Source organism: Achromobacter sp. SX5 (genome assembly GCF_056711425.1).
In genome coordinates this window covers 1,410,360-1,428,975 of record NZ_CM160041.1, presented here as the reverse complement: position 1 = coordinate 1,428,975, position 18,616 = coordinate 1,410,360, and the positions used below count along the sequence as shown (strand labels likewise).

Sequence of the window (18,616 nt, the reverse complement as noted above, 5' to 3'; positions counted from 1 at the left end):
GCGCCGGCATGGCGATCTTTACTTGCGGAACATGTTGCGGGCAATGATGTTGATGCCCAGCACCAGCAGCGTGATCAGCGTGGCCCCGGCCCAGGCCAGGTCGTTCCAGTCCTTGAAGGGGCTGGCGGCGTATTGGTAGATGACGACCGGCAGGTTGGCCATCGGCCCGTTCATGTTGAAGGACATGAACTGGTTGGACAGCGCGGTGAACAGCAGCGGCGCGGTCTCGCCCGAGATGCGGGCGATGGCCAGCAGCACGCCTGTGATGATGCCGGTCTTGGCGGCGCGATAGCACACCAGGGTGATCATGCGCCACTTGGGACAGCCAAGCGCGGCCGCGGCCTCGCGCAGGCTGTTGGGCACCAGCAGCAGCATGTTGTCGGTGGTGCGCACCACCACCGGAATCACCAGGATGGACAGCGCCAGCGAGCCGGCCCAGCCGGAGTAATGGCCCACCTGCGCCACGTACACGGCGTAGATGAAGAGACCGATGATGATGGACGGGGCCGACAGCAGCACGTCGTTCAGGAAGCGCGTGGCCGGCGCCAGCCAGCCGCGCTGGCCGTATTCGGCCAGGTAGGTGCCGGCCAGGATGCCGACGGGCGTGCCGATCAGCGTGCCCACGCCGGCCATGGCGATGCTGCCGAAGATGGCGTTGACCAGGCCGCCGGCCTGTCCGGGCGGCGGCGTGATTTCGGTGAAGAGCGCCAGCGACAGCGCAGGCGCGCCCTTGGTCAGCAGGGTCAGAATGATCCAGAACAGCCAGAACAGCCCGAAGGTCAGCGTGCCCAGCGAGATGGTGAGCATCACGCGATTGACCACGCGGCGCCGGCGATAGATGCCGTTCTGCATGTTGAGTACGGATACAGCCATGATGTTTTCCTTGTGCTCGCGGCGCGTCAGGTTTTCTTGCCTTCGTTGGCCGACAGGCGCACCAGCAGCATCTTAGCCAGGGCCAGCACGATCGTCGTGATCAGGAACAGGATCAGGCCCAGTTCCAGCAGCGCGGACTTCTGGATGCCCCCGGCTTCGTTGAATTCATTGGCCAGGGCCGAGGCGATGGAGTTGCCGGGGGAGAACAGCGAGCCGGACCACTTGAATGCATTGCCGATGACGAAGGTCACGGCCATGGTCTCGCCGAGCGCGCGTCCCAGGCCCAGCATGATGCCGCCGATGACGCCGGATTTGGTGAAAGGCAGCACGACGCGCCACATGACTTCCCAGGTGGTGCTGCCCAGGCCGTAGGCCGATTCCTTGAGCATGGTGGGCACCAGTTCGAACACGTCGCGCATGACCGCGGCGATGAACGGGATGATCATGATCGAGAGGATCAGGCCTGCCGTGAAGATGCCGATGCCGAACGGCGGGCCGGCGAAGATGCCGCCGATCACGGGCAGTTCGCCCAGGGTGGCGATAAGAAACGGCTGCACGTACTGCTGAAAAACAGGGACAAATACGAACAGGCCCCACATGCCATAGATGATGGAGGGGATGGCCGCCAGCATTTCGACCGCGGTGCCCAGCGGGCGGCGCAGCCAGGTCGGCGACAGTTCGGTCAGGAAGATGGCGATGCCGAACGACACGGGCACGGCGATGATGAGCGCGATGGCCGAGGTCAGCAGCGTGCCGATGATGGGCACCACGGCGCCGTAGTTCTGGTTGACGGGGTCCCAGTCGTTGAGCCACAGGAACGACAGGCCGTACTTGGCCAGCGACTCGCGGCTGCCGTAGATCAGGGAGACCATGATCGCCGCCAGCAGGATGAACACCAGAAAGGCGAACAGGCGCGTCAGGTTCTTGAATAGCGCATCCATCAGCGCGTTGTTGTTTTGCTTCATAGGCGAAGGCGTGCCGGTAGTCACGGAGTCCGCCACGCTGGGCGGAAGCGGCACACTATTATCCATTACCGCGCTCATGGATGGACTTTCCTTGGAAAGCTGAGGGAGAAACTAGGGGTTTACGGCGGACCGCCCCGGGATTCCTGTTGGGGAATTTCGGGGCGGTCCTGATGGCTTACGCGCGGCGGGGAGCGGAGTTCTTGATTACGGGATCTCGCGCTACACCCATCCTGCGGTCGCCCGTTTACTTCCAGACGGGCTTGCCGTCGGCGGTCTTGACTTCGCCCCAGGCGGCGCGGATTTCCTTGGTGACGGCTTCCGGCAGCGGCACGTAGTCCATCGCTTCGGCCGACTTGGCGCCGTTCTTGAAGGCCCAGTCGAAGAAGTCCAGCACGGCCTTGCCCTGCACCGGCTTGTCCTGGGTCTTGTGGACCAGGATGAAGGTGGCGGCGGTGACGGGCCACGATTCGGCGCCCGGCTCGTCGGTCAGCACCACGCCCATGCCCGGCGCGCTCTTCCAGTCGGCGTTGGCGGCCGCGGCGGCGAAGGCTTTTTGCTCGGGCTGGACGAACTTGCCGTCCTTGTTCTGCAGCTGGGTCCAGGCCAGCTTGTTCTGCTTGGCGTAGGCGTATTCGACGTAGCCGATCGAGTTCTTCAGCTGGCCGACGTAGGCGGCGACGCCTTCGTTGCCCTTGCCGCCCTGGCCCACCGGCCACTTGACGGCCTTGCCCTCGCCGACCTGCGACTTCCAGTCAGGCGACACCTTGGACAGGTAGTTGGTCCAGCCGAAGGTGGTGCCCGAGCCGTCCGAACGGTGCACGACGATGATGTCGGCCGACGGCAGCTTGAGGTCGGGGTTCAGCGCCTTGATGGCGGCGTCGTCCCACTTCTTGACCTTGCCCAGGAAGATGTCGGCCAGGACCTTGCCCGACAGCTTCAGTTCGCCCGGCTTCACGCCGTCGATGTTGACCACGGCCACGGTGCCGCCGATGACGGCCGGGAACTGCAGCAGGCCGTTCTTTTCCAGGTCGGCCGCCTTCATGGGGTCGTCCGAGGCGCCGAAGTCCACGGTCTTGGCGATGATCTGCTGCTGGCCGCCGCCGGAACCGATGGACTGGTAGTTGACCGCGTTGTTGGTGGCGGCCTTGTAGTCGGACGCCCACTTGGCGTAGATCGGGTACGGGAACGATGCGCCGGCGCCGGTCACGTCGGCGGCCTGGACGGCGAAGACGGCGGCGCTCAGCGCGACGCCCAGGGAAACTTGCTTGAAGACACGTTTGAACATCTGGGTTCCTTCTGTGCTCGTTGGAGGAGTCTGGCAGGCTTGTTACTGCCCGTCTTTCAGCGACCCCCGCATCTTAGAAGCCCAACATGACAGGATAGTGACAGTCATGATCCCCCCCCGAGGCGCTGCGCGCCTCCCCCCCAGGGGGGCGCCGGAGCGGACCGGCGGAGCCGGATCCGCCCGGCCTGGGTTGGCGTTGACGGGGGTGCCTCGAGATAGAGCCGTGCGCAGGGAGGGGGCGTGGGGATTAGCCCGGGTTTGGCGCGGCGCGCTGGGGGTTACACACCCAGTTTCTGCATCAGGTACTGATGCAGATTGAAGGGCTCGCGGCGGCTTTTGACTCGGGCGTAGTCGCCGTCGGCTTGCTGCTGCCAGGCCAGCTGGTTGTCGCGCAGGGCGTAGGTGAAGGCCTCGTCGATGACGCGCTTTTTCAGGGCCTTGTCGTAGATCGGGAACGCGATTTCCACGCGGCGGAAGAAATTGCGGTCCATCCAGTCGGCCGAGGACAGGTAGACCGTTTCCTGGCCTTCGGCGAAGAAATAGAAAACCCGCGAGTGTTCGAGGAATCGGCCGACGATGGAGCGCACCCGGATGTTCTCGGACAGGCCGGGCACGCCGGCGCGCAGCGCGCATACGCCGCGCACGATGAGGTCGATCTTCACGCCGGCCTGGCCCGCCTTGTAGAGTTCCTCGATGATCTGCTCTTCCAGCAGCGAGTTCATCTTGGCCATGATGCGGGCGCGCTTGCCGGCCTTGGCGGCGCGCGCCTCGGCGCGGATCAGGGCGACCATGCCGTCGTGCATGGTGAAGGGCGACTGCATCAGCGCCTTGAGCGCGCGGCGCGCGCCCAGGCCGGTCAGCTGCGCGAAGACCTTGTCCATGTCCTCGCACAGGCGCGGATCGGCGGTCAGCAGGCCGAAATCGGTGTACAGGCGGGCGGTGCGCGGATGGTAGTTGCCGGTGCCCAGGTGGGCGTAGCGGCGCAGCCGCCCTTTCTCGCGGCGCAGGACCACGGCCATCTTGGCGTGGGTCTTGTGCGCCACCACGCCGTAGACCACGTGGGCGCCCACCTCTTCGAGCTTGGAGGCCCAGTTGATGTTGGTCTGCTCGTCGAAGCGCGCCATCAGCTCCACCACCACCGTCACTTCCTTGCCGGCGCGGGCGGCGGCCAGCAGGATCTTCATCAGCTCGGAGTCCTCGCCGGTGCGGTAGATGGTCTGCTTGATGGCCATCACGTCGGGGTCGAGCGCGGCGGCGGTGAGGAAGTCGATGACCGGCTGGAACGACTGGTAGGGATGGTGCAGGAGCCGGTCCTGCTGGGCGACGGCCTCGAACAGTTCGGCGGGCTTGTCGCCGACCCGGTCGAACGGCGCCGGCACGGGCGCGCGGTATTCCGGAAACAGCAGGTCGGGCCGCGAGTCGGAGTTGCACAGCTGCATCAGGCGCGACAGGTTGACCGGGCCGGGCACGCGGTAGGTGTCCTCGGGTTTGAGCGAGAACTCGCGCTGCAGAAAGGTTTCGAGCTCGACCGGGGTGAGCTTGTCGATCTCCAGGCGCACGGCGGCGCCGAAATTGCGCTGCGACAGTTCGCCCTGCAGGGCATGGCGCAGGTTGGTGACTTCTTCCTCGTCGACGAACAGGTCGCTGTTGCGCGTGACCCGCCACTGGTAGCAGCCCAGCATCTCCAGGCCCGGGAACAGCTCGCCGACGAAGGCCCGCAGCAGCGAGGTCAGCAGGATGTAGCCTTCCGGATAGCCGGACAGCTCCTGCGGCATCTTGATCAGGCGTGGCAGCGCCCTCGGGGCCTGCACCACGGCGATGGAGGCCTGGCGCCCGAAGGCGTCCGCGCCCGAGAGCGAGACGATGAAATTCAGGCTTTTGTTGTAGACGCGCGGAAACGGGTGCGCCGGGTCCAGCCCGATGGGGGTCAGAAGCGGCATCACGTCGCGGTTGAACACCTCGCGCGCCCACTCCTGCTGCTGCGCGTTCCATTCGGAGGCATGGTGCAGCGTGATCCCCTCGGCGTGCATGGCGGGCAGGATCTGGTCATTGAGCAGGTTGTACTGGCGGCCGACCAGCTCGTGGACGGCCTGCTGCACGTGCTCGAAGGCCTCGTCCGGCGTCATGCCGTCCGGCCCCACCAAGTTCGGCGACTGGCGCTGCTGCTCTTTGAGGCTGGAAATCCGGATTTCGAAGAACTCGTCCAGGTTGGAACTGACGATGCAGACGTAGCGCAACCGTTCCAGCAGGGGCGTCTTGGGGTCCTCCGCCATCGCCAGCACGCGTTCGTTGAACTTCAGCAGCGACAGCTCGCGGTTCATGAGCAGGGGCTCGGCGGGAGGGCGTGAGGGCATACCGGATTCCATACGTAGGGGGGGACGTGGAGTTTTACTGCAAAAAAGTGACGGTTCCATGACACCACGCTAAAAGCGTAGCGTACGCCAAAACCGGGACACATAGATAAGCCGCCGACACGTCCAAGCCCCTGTTCCGTAAGAAAAAATCCGCGCCGCGGGGCGCTGTCATATGGGGTCTCTATAATCGGACCACCTCACAGCCTATATTTCACGAGCCGCATGGATCAACTTCTGGCCGCGGTGGACCTCGGGTCCAACAGTTTCCGCCTCTCAATCGGGCGCATCGTTCAGCAGGACGGTACGCTCCAGATCTATCAGATCGATCGCCTCAAGGAAACCGTCCGGCTCGCGGCCGGCCTGGACGCCGAAAAGCGGCTCGGCGACGACGCCATCGACCGGGCCATCGCCGTGCTGGAGCGCTTCGGCGACCGCCTGCGCAGCTTCCACCCCAACCGCGTGCGCGCCGTCGCCACCAACACCTTCCGCGTGGCGCGCAATACCCGCGACTTCCTGCCCAGGGCCGAGGCCGCGCTGGGCTTTCCCATCGAAGTCATCGCCGGGCGCGAAGAGGCCCGCCTGATCTTCTCCGGGGTGGTCCACACCCTGCCCCCCTCGCCCAACAAGCGCCTGGTCATCGACATCGGCGGCGGCTCCACCGAGGTCATCATCGGCAAGGGGCACGAACCCTCGCTGATGTCCTCGCTCTATATGGGCTGCGTCAGCTACAGCCGGCAGTTCTTTTCGGACGGCGTGGTCGACGCGCACCAGATGAAGCAGGCCGAGCTGGCCGCGCGGCGCGAGATCGAGGTCATCGCCAAGCAGTACCGCAAGATGGGCTGGAAAGAGGCCTACGGGTCCTCGGGCACGGCCAAGGCGCTGTTCGCCATCCTGACCGAAAGCCGTTTTTCCGACCGAGGCATCACGCGCGCGGGGCTGACCAAGCTGAAAGACCGCATCGTGCGCTCGGGTCGGGTGATTCCGTCCGAGTTGCCGGGCATCAAGATCGAGCGCGCCGACGTGCTGCCGGGCGGCCTGGCCATCATGAGCGCGCTGTTCGACGAACTGGGCATCGAAGTCATGCACACCGGCGACGGCGCGCTGCGCCTGGGCGTGCTGTACGACCTGCTGGGCCGCGACGACGAGCACGACAAGCGCGACGAGTCGGTGCGCCAGTTCATGAAGCGCTACCACGTGGACCTGAACCAGGCCCGCCGGGTGCGCCAGGCGGCGCTGACCCTGTTCGACGCGCTGTTCCCGGACGGCCAGGAGCGCGCCGAATTGCGCCCGGCGCTGGGCTGGGCGGCCGACCTGCACGAAGTGGGCCTGTCGATCGCCCACAACGCGTATCACAAACACACCGCCTACGTGCTGGAAAACGCCGACATGCCGGGCTTTTCGCGCGCCGACCAGCAGTTGCTGGCGCTGTTGGCGCTGGGCCACCAGGGCAAGCTGACCAAGCTGGAGCCGCTGGTGCGCTCGCGGCCGCAATGGAAGGCCATCCTGAGCCTGCGCCTGGCGGTGCTGCTGTTCCGCCGCCGCAACGAGATCGAGCCGCTGCCGCTGACGGCGTCGGTGCGCGACAACTCCATCGTGGTGCGGGTCAACCGCGAATGGCTGGCCCAGCACCCCTTGAGCGACTTCACGCTGCGCGCCGAAGAGGCCGAATGGAACAAGGTGGGGTTTTCGTTCGAGCTGCTGGAGTTCTAGGCAGCCCGTGTCCTGCCCGCGGTTGGGCAGGACACTAGAACGGGGACAGGTTGGTTTCGCGCTCCAGCCGTTTCAATTCCATGCGCAGGGGCCGCGTCACCCGCCTTACCAGCCTGATCGTCATTCGGCGGAAAAGGCGGCGGACGCGGTGCATGGCGATCAGCGCTCGGTGGCGAGGGCCGGCTGGTCCAGGCCGAAATGGCGGCGGTAGCGCTCGTCCATGCGGCCCATCTTGAGCAGGACCGGGAAGTCGGCCGCGTTGAAATCCGGGTCCCAGGCGGGTTCACCGCAGACCTTGGCGCCCAGCTTCAGGTAGCCCTTGATCAGCGGCGGCACGCGCGCCGGCAAGGTGCTGTTGAGCTTTTCGACGGGGTAGCGGTGCAGCGGCTTGACGCGCGGCTCGCCGTCTTGCGGCAGGTGCTTGGCGATGGTGCGCCAGACCTCGGCGGCGGTGACGCCGTCATCGCGCAGGCTGACGCTGGCGCAGCCCAGCACGTATTCGTAACCACCGCGGCGCAGATATTCCGCCAGGCCGGACCACAGCAGCATGATGACGCCGCCGCCGCGGTAGTCGGCATGGGTGCAAGAGCGGCCGACTTCGACCAGTTCATCGCGGATCGGGCCCAGGCCGGAGAGGTCGAACTCGGACTCCGAGTAGTAACCGCCCGCCTCGCGCGCCTTTTCGGGCGTCATGATGCGGTAGGTGCCCACCACCCGGCCCGTATCCAGCTCGCGGACCATGAGGTGTTCGCAATAGGGGTCGAAACGGTCGTGCTCGACGCCGTCCTGGGCGTCGGGGAACACCGCGCCCATGTCTTCGGTGAAGACGTCGTAGCGCAGGCGTTGAATCTGCTCGATTTCTTCAGCGGTGCGCGCCAAGCCCACCACCAGCACCTTGGCGGCGGCACCGGTCCAAGGCTCTGCAGCATTACGGGTCGGGTTGATGCGTGCTAATTCCAGCATTGCGGGAAGCTCCTAGAGAGTCCAGCCAGTGTGGACGCCCTGTATGTCAAAGACTTGACCAATATGTTACGTGACTATGAAGTTTAGTTCGCTGCAGATCCATACACTTTAGGCAGATCTCGACAATTCTTTACAAATATATGCCGTTTGAGTATGGCAAAGGCCACCCGCCATATGCCGGGTGGCCTTGGTTTTCGTCTGAATTGATCCGGATCAGGAAAGCGCTTATCCCAGACTGGCGGCAAGTTTCTCGGCGCAGGAGACGGCCAGCGCCTCGTCCTCGGCCTCGACCATCAGGCGCAGCTTGGGCTCGGTGCCCGAGGCGCGGATGAGGATGCGGCCGCGGCCGTTCAGTTCCGCCTCGACCGCCTTGCGCGCCGCGCTCAGGCCGGCGTGGGTTTTCCAGTCCAGGCCGGGCGCCAGCGGCACGTTGATCATTTTCTGGGGATACATGCGCAGGTCGCTGACCCACTGCGCCAGCCCGACCGAGTTGCGGCGCAGCGCGGTCAGGACCTGGAGCGCGGCGACGATGCCGTCGCCGGTGGAATGGCAGTCCAGGCACAGCAGGTGGCCGGAGCTTTCGCCGCCGTAGAGCCAGCCGCGCGCCTGCATCTGCTCCAGGACGTAGCGGTCGCCCACGTTGGCGCGCTCGAAGCCCACGCCCAGGCGCTGCATTTCGCGCTCGAAGCCGAAGTTGGTCATCAGCGTGCCGACCACGCCGTCGACCTTGCCGCGCTGCATGCGCTCGCGGACGATGGCGTACATGAGCTCGTCGCCGTTATAGATGCGGCCGTCGCCGTCGACCATCTGCAGGCGGTCGGCGTCGCCGTCGAGCGCGATGCCCAGGTGGGCGCCGCGCGCCTTGACTTCCTTGGCCAGCAGTTCGGGATGCAGCGCGCCCACGCCCTTGTTGATGTTGAAGCCGTCGGGGTGCACGCCGATGGCGTGGACCTCGGCGCCCAGCTCGCGGAACACGTGGGGAGCGATGTTGTAGGCGGCGCCGTGGGCGGCGTCGACCACGATGGTCATCCCGTTGAGATCCAGGTCGTTGGGGAAGGTGCTCTTGCAGAATTCGATGTAGCGGCCCTGCGCGTCGCCCATGCGGCGCGCGCGTCCCAGCGCTTCGGAGGCCACACAGCCCAGCGGCTCGTCGAGCGCGGCCTCGATGTCGGCCTCGATGTCGTCGGGCAGCTTCATGCCCTGGGCCGAGAAGAACTTGATGCCGTTGTCGTGGTAGGGGTTGTGCGAGGCGCTGATGACGATGCCGGCCACCAGGCGCAGAGCGCGGGTCAGGTACGCCACGGCCGGCGTCGGCACCGGGCCGGCCAGCAGCACGTCGATGCCCGCGGCCGACAGGCCGGCTTCGAGCGCGGATTCCAGCATGTAGCCGGAGATCCGGGTGTCCTTGCCGATCACGACCTGCGGGCGGCTGCCGCCGCGCACGGCGTGCTCGCGCGCTAGCACCCGGCCTGCCGCGTAGCCCAGGCGCAGCGCGAATTCCGCGTTGACCACCGGGCCGCCTACCTCGCCGCGCACGCCGTCGGTGCCGAAATATTTGCGTCGAATCATGAAGTGAGTGCTCCTTGTTCTGCCGCGTGCCATACCTTGAGCGCGTCCACGGTGGCGGCCACATCGTGCACCCGCACGATGGAAGCGCCCCGCGCCACGCAGGCCAGCGCCGCAGCGATGCTGCCGGGCAACCTGTCGTCCACCGGCCGGCCAGTGGCCTGGCCGATCATGGATTTGCGCGACAGGCCGATCAGCAATGGATAGCCGATGCTGCGCAGACCGGAGAGCCGGCGCAGCAGTTGAAAGTTCTGGTCGCCGGTCTTGCCGAAGCCGAAGCCGGGATCGAGCACGATGCGGCGGGGGTCGACCCAGGCCGCGCGCAGCTTGTGTGCGCGCGCCCCCAGAAAAATCCCGATTTCGCCGATCAGGTCGGAGTATTCGGGCGGGCTTGCCTGCATGGTGCGGGGTTCGCCCTTCATGTGCATCACGCACAGCCCGCAGCGCGATTGCGCCACCGCCTCGACGGCGCCGGGCTGGCGAAAGCCATAGATGTCGTTGATCATGTCCGCGCCCGCGTCCAGCACCGCGCGCATGACTTCGGGCTTGAACGTGTCGATCGACAGCGGCACGCCGCAGTCGCGCAGCGCCTCGATCACCGGCAGCAGCCGGGCCAGTTCGTCGTCGGCCGAGACCGGATCGGCCCCGGGGCGCGTGGATTCGCCGCCCAGGTCCAGGATCTGGGCGCCTTCTGCGATCAGCTGGCGCGCGTGCGCCACCGCGGAATCGGTATCGTCGTGCTGGCCGCCGTCGGAAAAGGAGTCCGGCGTGACGTTGACGATACCCATGACAAGCGGGCGCTCGAGATCGAACTCGAAGCGCCCGCAAAGGAAGTTATTTGCCATAACTCAGGACGAAAGCCCTCAGACGGCAGCTGCCGTGTTGCCGCCGGCGGCCAGGCCGGTGGGAGGCGTGTCGGAGGTGTCCGACGGCCCCGAGGGGGTCTTCGGGGGACGCGGAGGACGGCCCTCGATGATGTCGTCGATCTGGTCGGCGTCGATGGTTTCCCATTCGAGCAGCGCGGCGGTCATGGCCTCGACCTTGTCACGGTTGTCTTCCAGGATCTTGCGCGCGACGCCGTACTGCTCGTCGATGATGCGGCGGATCTCGGTGTCCACCTTCTGCATGGTGGCTTCGGACATGTGGGTGGTCTTGGTGACGCTGCGGCCCAAGAAGACCTCGCCTTCGTTCTCGGCATAGACCATGGGGCCCAGCTCGTCGGTCATGCCGTAGCGCGTGACGATGTCGCGGGCGATGGCGGTGGCGCGTTCGAAGTCGTTCGAGGCGCCCGTCGTCATCTGGTCCATGAAGAGTTCTTCGGCGATGCGGCCGCCGAACAGCACGGCGATGGTCGAGAGCAGGCGGCCCTTGTCCATGCTGTAGCGGTCGGTCTCGGGCAGCTGCATGGTCACGCCCAGCGCGCGGCCGCGCGGGATGATGGTGACCTTGTGGACCGGGTCGGTCTTGGGCAGCATGCGCGCGACGATGGCGTGGCCGGACTCGTGGTACGCGGTGTTCTTGCGCTCCTCTTCGGGCATGACGATGGAGCGGCGCTCGGCGCCCATGATGATCTTGTCCTTGGCCTTTTCGAAGTCGGACATGTCCACCGTGCGGCCATTGCGGCGGGCGGCGAACAGCGCGGCCTCGTTGACCAGGTTGGCCAGGTCGGCGCCCGAGAAGCCCGGCGTGCCGCGCGCCAGGACGGTGGCGTCGACGTTGGGCGACAGCGGGACCTTGCGCATGTGGACCTTGAGGATCTGCTCGCGGCCGCGGATGTCGGGCAGCGGCACCACGACCTGGCGGTCGAAGCGGCCCGGACGCAGCAGCGCCGGGTCGAGCACGTCCGGACGGTTGGTGGCGGCGATCACGATGACGCCCTGGCCGGATTCGAAGCCGTCCATTTCCACCAGCATCTGGTTCAGGGTCTGTTCGCGTTCGTCGTTGCCGCCGCCCAGGCCGGCGCCGCGCTGGCGGCCCACCGCATCGATTTCGTCGATGAAGATGATGCAGGGCGCGTGCTTCTTGGCGTTCTCGAACATGTCGCGCACGCGGGCCGCGCCCACGCCGACGAACATTTCAACGAAGTCCGAACCCGAGATGCTGAAGAACGGCACCTTGGCTTCGCCGGCGATGGCCTTGGCCAGCAGCGTCTTGCCGGTGCCGGGCGAGCCGACCATCAGCACGCCGCGCGGGATGCGTCCGCCCAGCTTCTGGAACTTGCTGGGGTCGCGCAGAAAGTCGACCAGTTCCTGGACGTCTTCCTTGGCCTCGTCGCAGCCGGCGACGTCCGCGAAGGTGATCTGGTTGGTGTTTTCGTCGAGCATGCGGGCGCGCGATTTGCCGAAGCTGAATGCCCCGCCCCGGCCGCCGCCCTGCATCTGCCGCATGAAGAACACCCATACGCCGATCAGCAGCAGCATGGGGAACCACGAGACGAAGATGCTCATCAGCAGCGATTGCTCTTCGCGCGGCTTGCCGGAGACCTGCACGCCGTACTTCAGCAGATCGGAGACCATCCAGAGGTCGCCGGGCGAAGTCAGGGTGTAGGCGCGGCCCGCGTCGGGCGTGACGTACAGCACGTCGCCCTGGACGTCGACCTTGCGGATGCGTCCCGCCTTGGCGTCGTCCATGAACTGCGTGTAGGTCACGCCATCCTGTGTCTGTGTGCGTCCGTCGAACTGTTTGAAGACGGTGAACAGCACCAGGGCTATCACCATCCAGACAGCGACTTTCGAAAATGAATTATTCAAGGTCGATCTCCTGCATTCGATTCCGACCGGCGACCGCGCACCCGCATATGGCACAGTCACAAGTATGTCAATGGCCCATTCTAACCTGTCAGGCATTTTGCGTCCTGACGTGGCGCGGGACTCTGTTGGTTTCGTCTGATTAGTGGATTTTCTCGGTCGTAGTCTCGGCGGGCGATGGGTTTTCCGGGGCCCGGCCAGGCCGGGTTATTTCAGATCGCGCGCAACCAGAAAGGTTTCAGAGGACTTGTCCCGGGACGCCTTCGGCTTGCGTTCGACCACCCGCTTGAAGCGCTGCTTGTAGGACTGCACGATCTGCGAAAAGCCGCTGCCGTGGAAGGCCTTGACGATCAGCGCCCCGTTGGGCTTGAGATGGGCGCAGGCGAATTCCATCGCCAGTTCGCACACGTGCTGGATACGCGCCGAATCGGCGCTCCCCACGCCTGACAAGTTGGGGGCCATGTCGGAAATAACAAGGTCCACCGCGTGCGGTCCGACCAGGTCTTCCAATTGTTTCAAAACGTCATCCTCGCGGAAGTCGCCCTGGATGAATTCGACCCCCGCCACCGGCTCCATCGGCAACAGGTCCAGCGCGATGATGCGCCCGTCGACCACGCCGCCCGGCCCCGCCAGGCGCTCGCGCGCCACCTGCGACCAGCTGCCCGGGGCCGAACCCAGGTCCACGACCAGGTCGCCGCGGCGCATCAGTTTTTCGGTTTCCAGGATCTCGATCAATTTGAAGGCGGCGCGGGCCCGGTAGCCCTTCTGTTGCGCCAGCTTCACATAGGGATCGTTGATGTGCTGGTGAATCCAGTCTTTGGAGAATTTATTCTTGGCCATTACCGTACAATTCCACGCATGCCTATATTAGAACTTACCTCTCGTGAGCGCAGCGACCTTCGGTCCGCCGCTCACCCTCTGCGCCCCGTCGTCCTGATCGGCGACAATGGCCTGACCGAAGCCGTGCTCAAGGAAATCGACCTCGCGCTGACTTCGCACGGCCTCATCAAGGTGCGCGCCGGCGGCGAGGACCGCGAGGCCCGCGACGCCATGCTGTCGACCATCTGCGACACGCTGTCGTGCGCCCCGGTCCACCACCTCGGCAAGACCCTGATCCTGTTCCGCCCGCTGGCCGGCAATATCAAGCCCGCCGCCCTGGCCGCCCAGGAACCCGAACGTCCCGCCAAGCGCCGCGCCTCCGAGCCGCATACGCCCAAGAAGCTGGCCGCCGAAGGCAAGACCCTGGCCAAGCGCCCGCGCCGCAGCGAATCCGAGGAACCCAAGCCTAAGACGCGCTTCGTTCCGGCCGATCAGCTCAACAAGAACGGCAAACCCATGCGTCCCAGCACCAAGAAGGCCTCGGCCAGCGGCCACGGCATTCCGCGCCGCGCCGGCAGCGCGCTCAGCCTGCGGGCCGGAGCCCGTAGCGGCACCAGCCGCCGTACGGCGAAACGCTGAACGCAGGCACAAAAACGGGCGCTTTACGCGCCCGGCCCACCATAGCTGCCCGCATCGAACCGCGGAATCCATGCGTACAGCACGGCGCTGACTATGGTGTTTTGATGGTTTCCTGCTAACTACTGCGGCGTCAGATGTAACGCACGCCCAACACTTCATACTCGCGAACGCCAGCCGGGGCCTTGACCTCGACCACGTCGCCTTCGCTCTTGCCGATCAGCGCGCGGGCCACCGGGCTCGACACGGAGATCAGGTTCGCCTTGATGTCGGCTTCGACGTCGCCGACGATCTGGTACGTCACGCGATCGCCCGAATCCAGGTCCTCGATCTCGACGGTTGCGCCGAATACGGCGCGACCTTCGGCCTCGAGGGCGGTGGGGTCGATCAGATGGGCATTGGAAAGCGTGCCTTCAAGCTCAGCAATCCGGCCCTCGATAAAGCCTTGGCGCTCGCGAGCTGCGTCGTACTCGGCGTTTTCCGACAGATCGCCCTGGGCACGCGCCTCGGCGATAGCGTTAATCACAGCGGGACGTTCCACGGTTTTCAGCCGCTGGAGCTCTTCTTGCAAGCGCTCGGCCCCGCGCACGGTCAAAGGAATGGCAGACATGTCGTTTCCCAAACAAAAGAAGAAAACGCCCCGAAGGAGCGTTCTCGGTGAAGGCCGCAAAACGCGCGCCCGTGCCGTCGGGACTTCTTGACGGCGGCGCGGCAAACGACCAAAACAAAACCCCGGCTCGGGTCGGAACCGGGGCAATCAAGGTCATATTGTGGGCAAAGTCCACCGGAATTGCAAGCCACCGGAGAAACCGTCGTTTTCGGCGGATTTCGATGCCGTAACCGTCCGAAAACGTGATTTTTTTCCAATGTCCTTGCGCAAACGCAAACCGGCCGCGCATGCCGGCCCAAAACATGGCGGATGCGGCGGCCGACGGGAAAAACGACTGGAAAAAGACAGCTGAATCGGTTTAAAAATACAAATTGTCGAATTATTAACAAATTCATACATATGGGTCCGGATCGGTTCTTTTTCTGTGCGCCCACCTCGGCCGGCCGCAGCCATCCCTGTCACTTCCGATGTAGGTAGCGGCGGGCGCCATGCGCGGCCCGCCCGCCCCGCCGTCGCGGACGGCCCGGCCCGCTGCCGGGCGCCGCGCAATGCACTGAGGAAGGAGAAACACCCATGCTTGAAAATTTGACGGTCCGCACCGGAATGCTGCTGGTGCTGGGCAGCTTCGTGATCGTCCTGACCCTGGCCAATGGCCTGGGCTGGACCAACGCCCAGCGCAGCGTCGCCGAGATCCGGGACTTGAACCATGTCGCGGTCGACCAGGTCGACCCGTTGTATCAGGCCGAGGCCGCCCTGCTGCGCACGCGGCTCGCGCTGAGCAGCGCCATGACAGCCCAACGGGTGGGCGCCGAGGACCAGGCCGGGCAGGCCGAGCAGCAGGCCATGGAGCACCTGGCGCTGGCGCGCGAGCGCTTCGCCCGCTATATCGACGTGCCCAGGAGCGGGCGCGACCAGGCCCTGGCGCAGGCGGTGCAGGCCAGCTTCTCGGAGTATGGCGCGGCGCTCGACGCGCTGAGGGCGGACGTGCGCGAACGCCTGCCCGCCAAGTACCAGGAAGACAAGGCATGGGCGCAGCGGGCCGACACCGGCTTCGCCCAGGACATGCAGGCGTTCCTGGCATGGACCGCCGAACGCAGCGGCGGCGTGCTGGCCAGTTCCCAGCGCACCTACTCCACCGCGCAGATATCGGCCACCGCGCTGGTCGCCATCGGGGTGCTGCTGACGGTGCTGTGCTGGCTCTTCATCCGCTTTTCGGTGCTGCGGCCGCTGCGGCAGGCCAGCGGCTACTTCGACCGCATCGCGGCCGGCGACCTGACGACGCGCGTGCACAGCCGTTCCGACAACGAGATCGGTTGCCTCTACGCCGCGCTCAGGCGCATGCAGGAAGGCCTGACCCGCACGGTGACCGCGGTGCGCAAGGGAGTCGAGGAAATCAACGCGCGCGCCGCCGAGATCGCGGCCGGCAATGCCCACCTGTCGGTGCGCACCGAGCAGCAGGCGTCGGCGCTGCAGGAAACCGCCACCACCATGGAAGAGCTGGCGGCGACCGTCAAGCAGAACGCGCAGAGCGCCGCCCAGGCCAACCAGCTGGTGATGGACAGCATGGACGTGGCCGAACGCGGCGGCCAGAGCGTGGACCGAGTGGTATCCACCATGCAGGACATCTCGGCCAGCTCGCGCAAGATCTCCGACATCGTCTCGGTGATAGACGGCATCGCGTTCCAGACCAACATCCTGGCGCTGAACGCGGCGGTGGAGGCGGCCCGCGCCGGCGAGCAGGGCAAGGGTTTCGCGGTGGTCGCCGGCGAGGTCCGCACGCTGGCCCAGCGCGCCGCGCTGGCGGCCAAGGAGATCAAGGCCCTGATCGAGGCCTCGGTGGCCACGGTGACCGCCGGCTCGGCCCAGGTCGAGGCCGCCGGACGGACCATGCAGGAAATCGTGGGTTCGGTGCAGCGGGTGGCCTGCCTCATGGGCGAGATCTCCGCCGCCTCGGCCCAGCAGGCCAGCGGCATCGACCAGGTCGGCCTGGCGATCGCGCAGATGGACGAGGTCACCCACCAGAACGCGGCGCTGGTGCAGGAAGCCTCCGCCGCCGCCGCGGCGATGGAGGACCAGGCGCGGCGCCTGGCCGAGGCCACCGCGGTGTTCAAGACATTGTCGGGCCAGGCGATCGACGTGACGCCGACCGCCCGGCTGGTGCCCGTCTAGGTCTTCCGGCGGCGCAGCAGCGCGTACAGGATGATGGCGCCGAAGGTGGCGGTGCCGATGCCGCCCAGGGTGAAGGTGCCCAGCTTGACGGTGAAGTCGCCCGCCCCCAGCACCAGCGTGACCGCGGCCACGATGAGGTTGCGGTTGTCGCTGAAGTCCACCTGGTTGACCACCCAGATGCGGGCGCCGGCGATGGCGATCAGGCCGAACACCACCACCGACATGCCGCCCAGCACCGGCGCGGGGATGGTCTGGATCAGCGCGCCGAACTTGGGCGAGAAGCCCAGCACGATGGCGATCAGGGCGGCCACCACGAAGACCAGGGTGGAATAGATGCGGGTCACGGCCATGACGCCGATGTTCTCGGCGTAGGTGGTGACGCCGGTGCCGCCCACCGCGCCCGACACCATGGTGGCGACCCCGTCGCCCACGAAGGCGCGGCCCAGGTAGCGGTCCAGGTCCTGTCCGGTCATGGCGCTGACCGCCTTCACGTGGCCGAGGTTTTCCGCCACCAGGATGATGGCGACCGGCACGATCAGGCCCATGGCCTCGGCCTTGAACACGGGCGCGGCGAACTGCGGCAGGCCGAACCAGGCGGCCGCGGACACCGCCGAAAAGTCTATCGGCTTGCCCAGGCCCAGGCCGTTGGCGAAGACACCGTACACCACGCAGGCCAGGATCATGCCCACCAGGATGAGCAGGCGCTGCACCATGCCCTTGGTATAGACCGCGATGCCGCCGACGCAGAGGACGGTGACCAGCGCCATCGCGGTGTCGAAGCCCGAGGCCCCCATCGCGCCCTTGGCGGCGATGGGCGCCAGATTCAGGCCGATCACGGCGACCACCGCGCCCGTGACCACCGGCGGCATCAGCGTGTCGATCCAGTTCGCGCCCGCGCCCGCGCGCGAGTTGGCGATCCAGACCAGCAGGCCGATCAGCGTATAGGCCAGGCCGCAGGCGATGATGGCGCCCAGCGCCACGCCGATATTGGCGTTGGGGCCGGCCCCGGCGTAGCCGGTGACCGCGATCACGCCGCCGATGAAGGCGAAGCTGGAACCCAGGTAGCTCGGCACCCGGCCGCCGACGAACAGGAAGAAGATCAGCGTTCCGATGCCCGACATCAGGATGGCGACGTTGGGATCGAAGCCCATCAGCAGCGGCGCCAGCACGGTGGACCCGAACATGGCGACGACGTGCTGGGCGCCCATGGCCACGTTCTTGGGCCAGGACAGCCTTTCGTCGGGCGCGATGATGACGCCGGGCTCGGCGTCGTCGGCCAGGCGCCAGCGCGGAAAGTAGGAATTGGACATGGATGCCCCGGGAAAGTGGTTCGAAGGGAGGATGGAGACTGCGAGCGGGCGCCAGTGTAAATGGGGCCGCGAACCACCCGCAACGTTTAAGTTCCTCGCGGCGATGCCGTATTGGTGGAAACCCCCAAATCCCGACTGGCGACAGGAGCAATCATGGCGATCGATTCCATCCAAGGCACCTCCCGGCTCAAGAGCCTGACCGACCTGTGGGCCGAGCGCATCCAGGCCAGCCGGACCCGCCAGGACGCGCCCGCCGCGGTGTCGGCGCAGGACGGCAAGATCCGCGTCAGCCAGCCGGGCGCGATGGCGGTGGGCGGCGCGCAGGCCTCCGAGGAAACCGACAACGAGGACGAATACACCCGCCAGATCAAGGAATTGCAGAAACAGCTGCAGCGCGTCATGGAGCAGATCGCCCGGGTCAAGGCCAGCGCCATGTCGGCCGAAATGAAGGCAAGCCAGGTGCAGGCGCTCAACGCGCAGGCGCTGCAGATCCAGGCGCAGATCTCGCAGGTGATGACGCAGCAGGCCCGCGCGATGCAGGGCGGCGTGTCGGCCACCGCATAATCCGCAAGCGGGCGCGGCCGCCCGCGCTGATGGGCCGCATCAAAA

General features: G+C 66.2%; 15 protein-coding genes. 4 read left to right on the top strand and 11 right to left on the bottom strand.

Annotated elements, in window-relative coordinates:
- Window positions 1–18: 18 nt before the first annotated feature.
- The 4 genes from pstA to ppk1 form a co-directional block, all read right to left on the bottom strand.
- Window positions 19–873, bottom strand: a complete 855-nt coding sequence (pstA, locus tag AC1M14_RS06690) for a phosphate ABC transporter permease PstA (protein WP_102773557.1) — start codon at window positions 871–873, stop codon at window positions 19–21.
- Between the two features lie 26 nt (window positions 874–899).
- A complete protein-coding gene (pstC, locus tag AC1M14_RS06685) occupies window positions 900–1,916 on the bottom strand; it encodes a phosphate ABC transporter permease subunit PstC (RefSeq protein ID WP_102773558.1) in 1,017 nt (338 codons plus the stop codon).
- A gap of 166 nt (window positions 1,917–2,082) precedes the next feature.
- Window positions 2,083–3,123: a phosphate ABC transporter substrate-binding protein PstS gene (pstS, locus tag AC1M14_RS06680; protein WP_102773559.1), complete on the bottom strand. Its 1,041-nt coding sequence runs from the start codon at window positions 3,121–3,123 to the stop codon at window positions 2,083–2,085.
- A gap of 278 nt (window positions 3,124–3,401) precedes the next feature.
- On the bottom strand, window positions 3,402–5,477 hold the full coding sequence (gene ppk1, locus AC1M14_RS06675) for a polyphosphate kinase 1 (protein ID WP_209165784.1): 2,076 nt from the start codon (window positions 5,475–5,477) through the stop codon (window positions 3,402–3,404).
- 222 nt (window positions 5,478–5,699) lie between these two features.
- On the opposite strand from ppk1, the gene ppx reads away from it, so the two are divergent.
- The gene (gene ppx, locus AC1M14_RS06670) at window positions 5,700–7,187 is read left to right on the top strand and encodes an exopolyphosphatase (RefSeq protein WP_102773561.1); all 1,488 of its coding nucleotides are present in this window, start codon (window positions 5,700–5,702) and stop codon (window positions 7,185–7,187) included.
- A gap of 159 nt (window positions 7,188–7,346) precedes the next feature.
- On the opposite strand, the gene AC1M14_RS06665 is transcribed toward ppx, so the two are convergent.
- The 5 genes from AC1M14_RS06665 to AC1M14_RS06645 all read right to left on the bottom strand — a co-directional run bounded on the left by AC1M14_RS06665 (window position 7,347) and on the right by AC1M14_RS06645 (window position 13,303).
- Complete coding sequence (locus tag AC1M14_RS06665) at window positions 7,347–8,150, bottom strand: GNAT family N-acetyltransferase (protein WP_102773562.1); 804 nt, start codon at window positions 8,148–8,150, stop codon at window positions 7,347–7,349.
- Between the two features lie 225 nt (window positions 8,151–8,375).
- The gene (gene glmM, locus AC1M14_RS06660) at window positions 8,376–9,719 is read right to left on the bottom strand and encodes a phosphoglucosamine mutase (RefSeq protein ID WP_102773563.1); all 1,344 of its coding nucleotides are present in this window, start codon (window positions 9,717–9,719) and stop codon (window positions 8,376–8,378) included.
- Complete coding sequence (gene folP / locus AC1M14_RS06655) at window positions 9,716–10,561, bottom strand: dihydropteroate synthase (protein WP_102773564.1); 846 nt, start codon at window positions 10,559–10,561, stop codon at window positions 9,716–9,718. The genes glmM and folP overlap by 4 nt, the downstream gene beginning before the upstream one ends.
- Window positions 10,562–10,579: 18 nt before the next feature.
- The gene (gene ftsH / locus AC1M14_RS06650) at window positions 10,580–12,466 is read right to left on the bottom strand and encodes an ATP-dependent zinc metalloprotease FtsH (RefSeq protein ID WP_102773565.1); all 1,887 of its coding nucleotides are present in this window, start codon (window positions 12,464–12,466) and stop codon (window positions 10,580–10,582) included.
- Window positions 12,467–12,670: 204 nt separating this feature from the next.
- The gene (locus tag AC1M14_RS06645) at window positions 12,671–13,303 is read right to left on the bottom strand and encodes an RlmE family RNA methyltransferase (protein ID WP_102773566.1); all 633 of its coding nucleotides are present in this window, start codon (window positions 13,301–13,303) and stop codon (window positions 12,671–12,673) included.
- 18 nt (window positions 13,304–13,321) lie between these two features.
- On the opposite strand from AC1M14_RS06645, the gene AC1M14_RS06640 reads away from it, so the two are divergent.
- On the top strand, window positions 13,322–13,921 hold the full coding sequence (locus AC1M14_RS06640; protein WP_102773567.1) for a YhbY family RNA-binding protein: 600 nt from the start codon (window positions 13,322–13,324) through the stop codon (window positions 13,919–13,921).
- A gap of 130 nt (window positions 13,922–14,051) precedes the next feature.
- Here the strand turns inward: AC1M14_RS06640 and greA are convergent, their stop codons facing one another.
- Window positions 14,052–14,528 (bottom strand): transcription elongation factor GreA, encoded by a 477-nt coding sequence (gene greA / locus AC1M14_RS06635; RefSeq protein ID WP_102773568.1) that lies wholly within the window; start codon window positions 14,526–14,528, stop codon window positions 14,052–14,054.
- Between the two features lie 573 nt (window positions 14,529–15,101).
- Here greA and AC1M14_RS06630 point away from each other — a divergent pair.
- Window positions 15,102–16,697, top strand: a complete 1,596-nt coding sequence (locus AC1M14_RS06630) for a methyl-accepting chemotaxis protein (protein ID WP_479731242.1) — start codon at window positions 15,102–15,104, stop codon at window positions 16,695–16,697.
- On the opposite strand, the gene AC1M14_RS06625 is transcribed toward AC1M14_RS06630, so the two are convergent.
- On the bottom strand, window positions 16,694–18,007 hold the full coding sequence (locus AC1M14_RS06625; protein WP_111825602.1) for a solute carrier family 23 protein: 1,314 nt from the start codon (window positions 18,005–18,007) through the stop codon (window positions 16,694–16,696). The two genes, AC1M14_RS06630 and AC1M14_RS06625, sit on opposite strands and share 4 nt — an antisense overlap.
- Window positions 18,008–18,160: 153 nt before the next feature.
- Between AC1M14_RS06625 and AC1M14_RS06620 the strand changes: the two genes are divergently transcribed.
- Entirely contained in the window at window positions 18,161–18,571 is a 411-nt protein-coding gene (locus tag AC1M14_RS06620; protein WP_479731241.1) for a FlxA-like family protein, read from the top strand.
- The last annotated feature ends 45 nt before the right edge of the window (window positions 18,572–18,616 follow it).

Bases quoted from the DNA above. Each gene is read 5' to 3' on its own strand.
- AC1M14_RS06620 (WP_479731241.1), top strand. From the start codon at position 18,161: ATGGCGATCGATTCCATCCAAGGCACCTCCCGGCTCAAGAGCCTGACC.
- AC1M14_RS06630 (WP_479731242.1), top strand. From the start codon at position 15,102: ATGCTTGAAAATTTGACGGTCCGCACCGGAATGCTGCTGGTGCTGGGC.
- pstS (WP_102773559.1), bottom strand. From the start codon at position 3,123: ATGTTCAAACGTGTCTTCAAGCAAGTTTCCCTGGGCGTCGCGCTGAGC.
- glmM (WP_102773563.1), bottom strand. From the start codon at position 9,719: ATGATTCGACGCAAATATTTCGGCACCGACGGCGTGCGCGGCGAGGTA.
- AC1M14_RS06625 (WP_111825602.1), bottom strand. From the start codon at position 18,007: ATGTCCAATTCCTACTTTCCGCGCTGGCGCCTGGCCGACGACGCCGAG.
- AC1M14_RS06640 (WP_102773567.1), top strand. From the start codon at position 13,322: ATGCCTATATTAGAACTTACCTCTCGTGAGCGCAGCGACCTTCGGTCC.
- pstA (WP_102773557.1), bottom strand. From the start codon at position 873: ATGGCTGTATCCGTACTCAACATGCAGAACGGCATCTATCGCCGGCGC.
- ppx (WP_102773561.1), top strand. From the start codon at position 5,700: ATGGATCAACTTCTGGCCGCGGTGGACCTCGGGTCCAACAGTTTCCGC.
- AC1M14_RS06665 (WP_102773562.1), bottom strand. From the start codon at position 8,150: ATGCTGGAATTAGCACGCATCAACCCGACCCGTAATGCTGCAGAGCCT.
- folP (WP_102773564.1), bottom strand. From the start codon at position 10,561: ATGGCAAATAACTTCCTTTGCGGGCGCTTCGAGTTCGATCTCGAGCGC.
- ppk1 (WP_209165784.1), bottom strand. From the start codon at position 5,477: ATGCCCTCACGCCCTCCCGCCGAGCCCCTGCTCATGAACCGCGAGCTG.
- greA (WP_102773568.1), bottom strand. From the start codon at position 14,528: ATGTCTGCCATTCCTTTGACCGTGCGCGGGGCCGAGCGCTTGCAAGAA.
- pstC (WP_102773558.1), bottom strand. From the start codon at position 1,916: ATGAGCGCGGTAATGGATAATAGTGTGCCGCTTCCGCCCAGCGTGGCG.
- AC1M14_RS06645 (WP_102773566.1), bottom strand. From the start codon at position 13,303: ATGGCCAAGAATAAATTCTCCAAAGACTGGATTCACCAGCACATCAAC.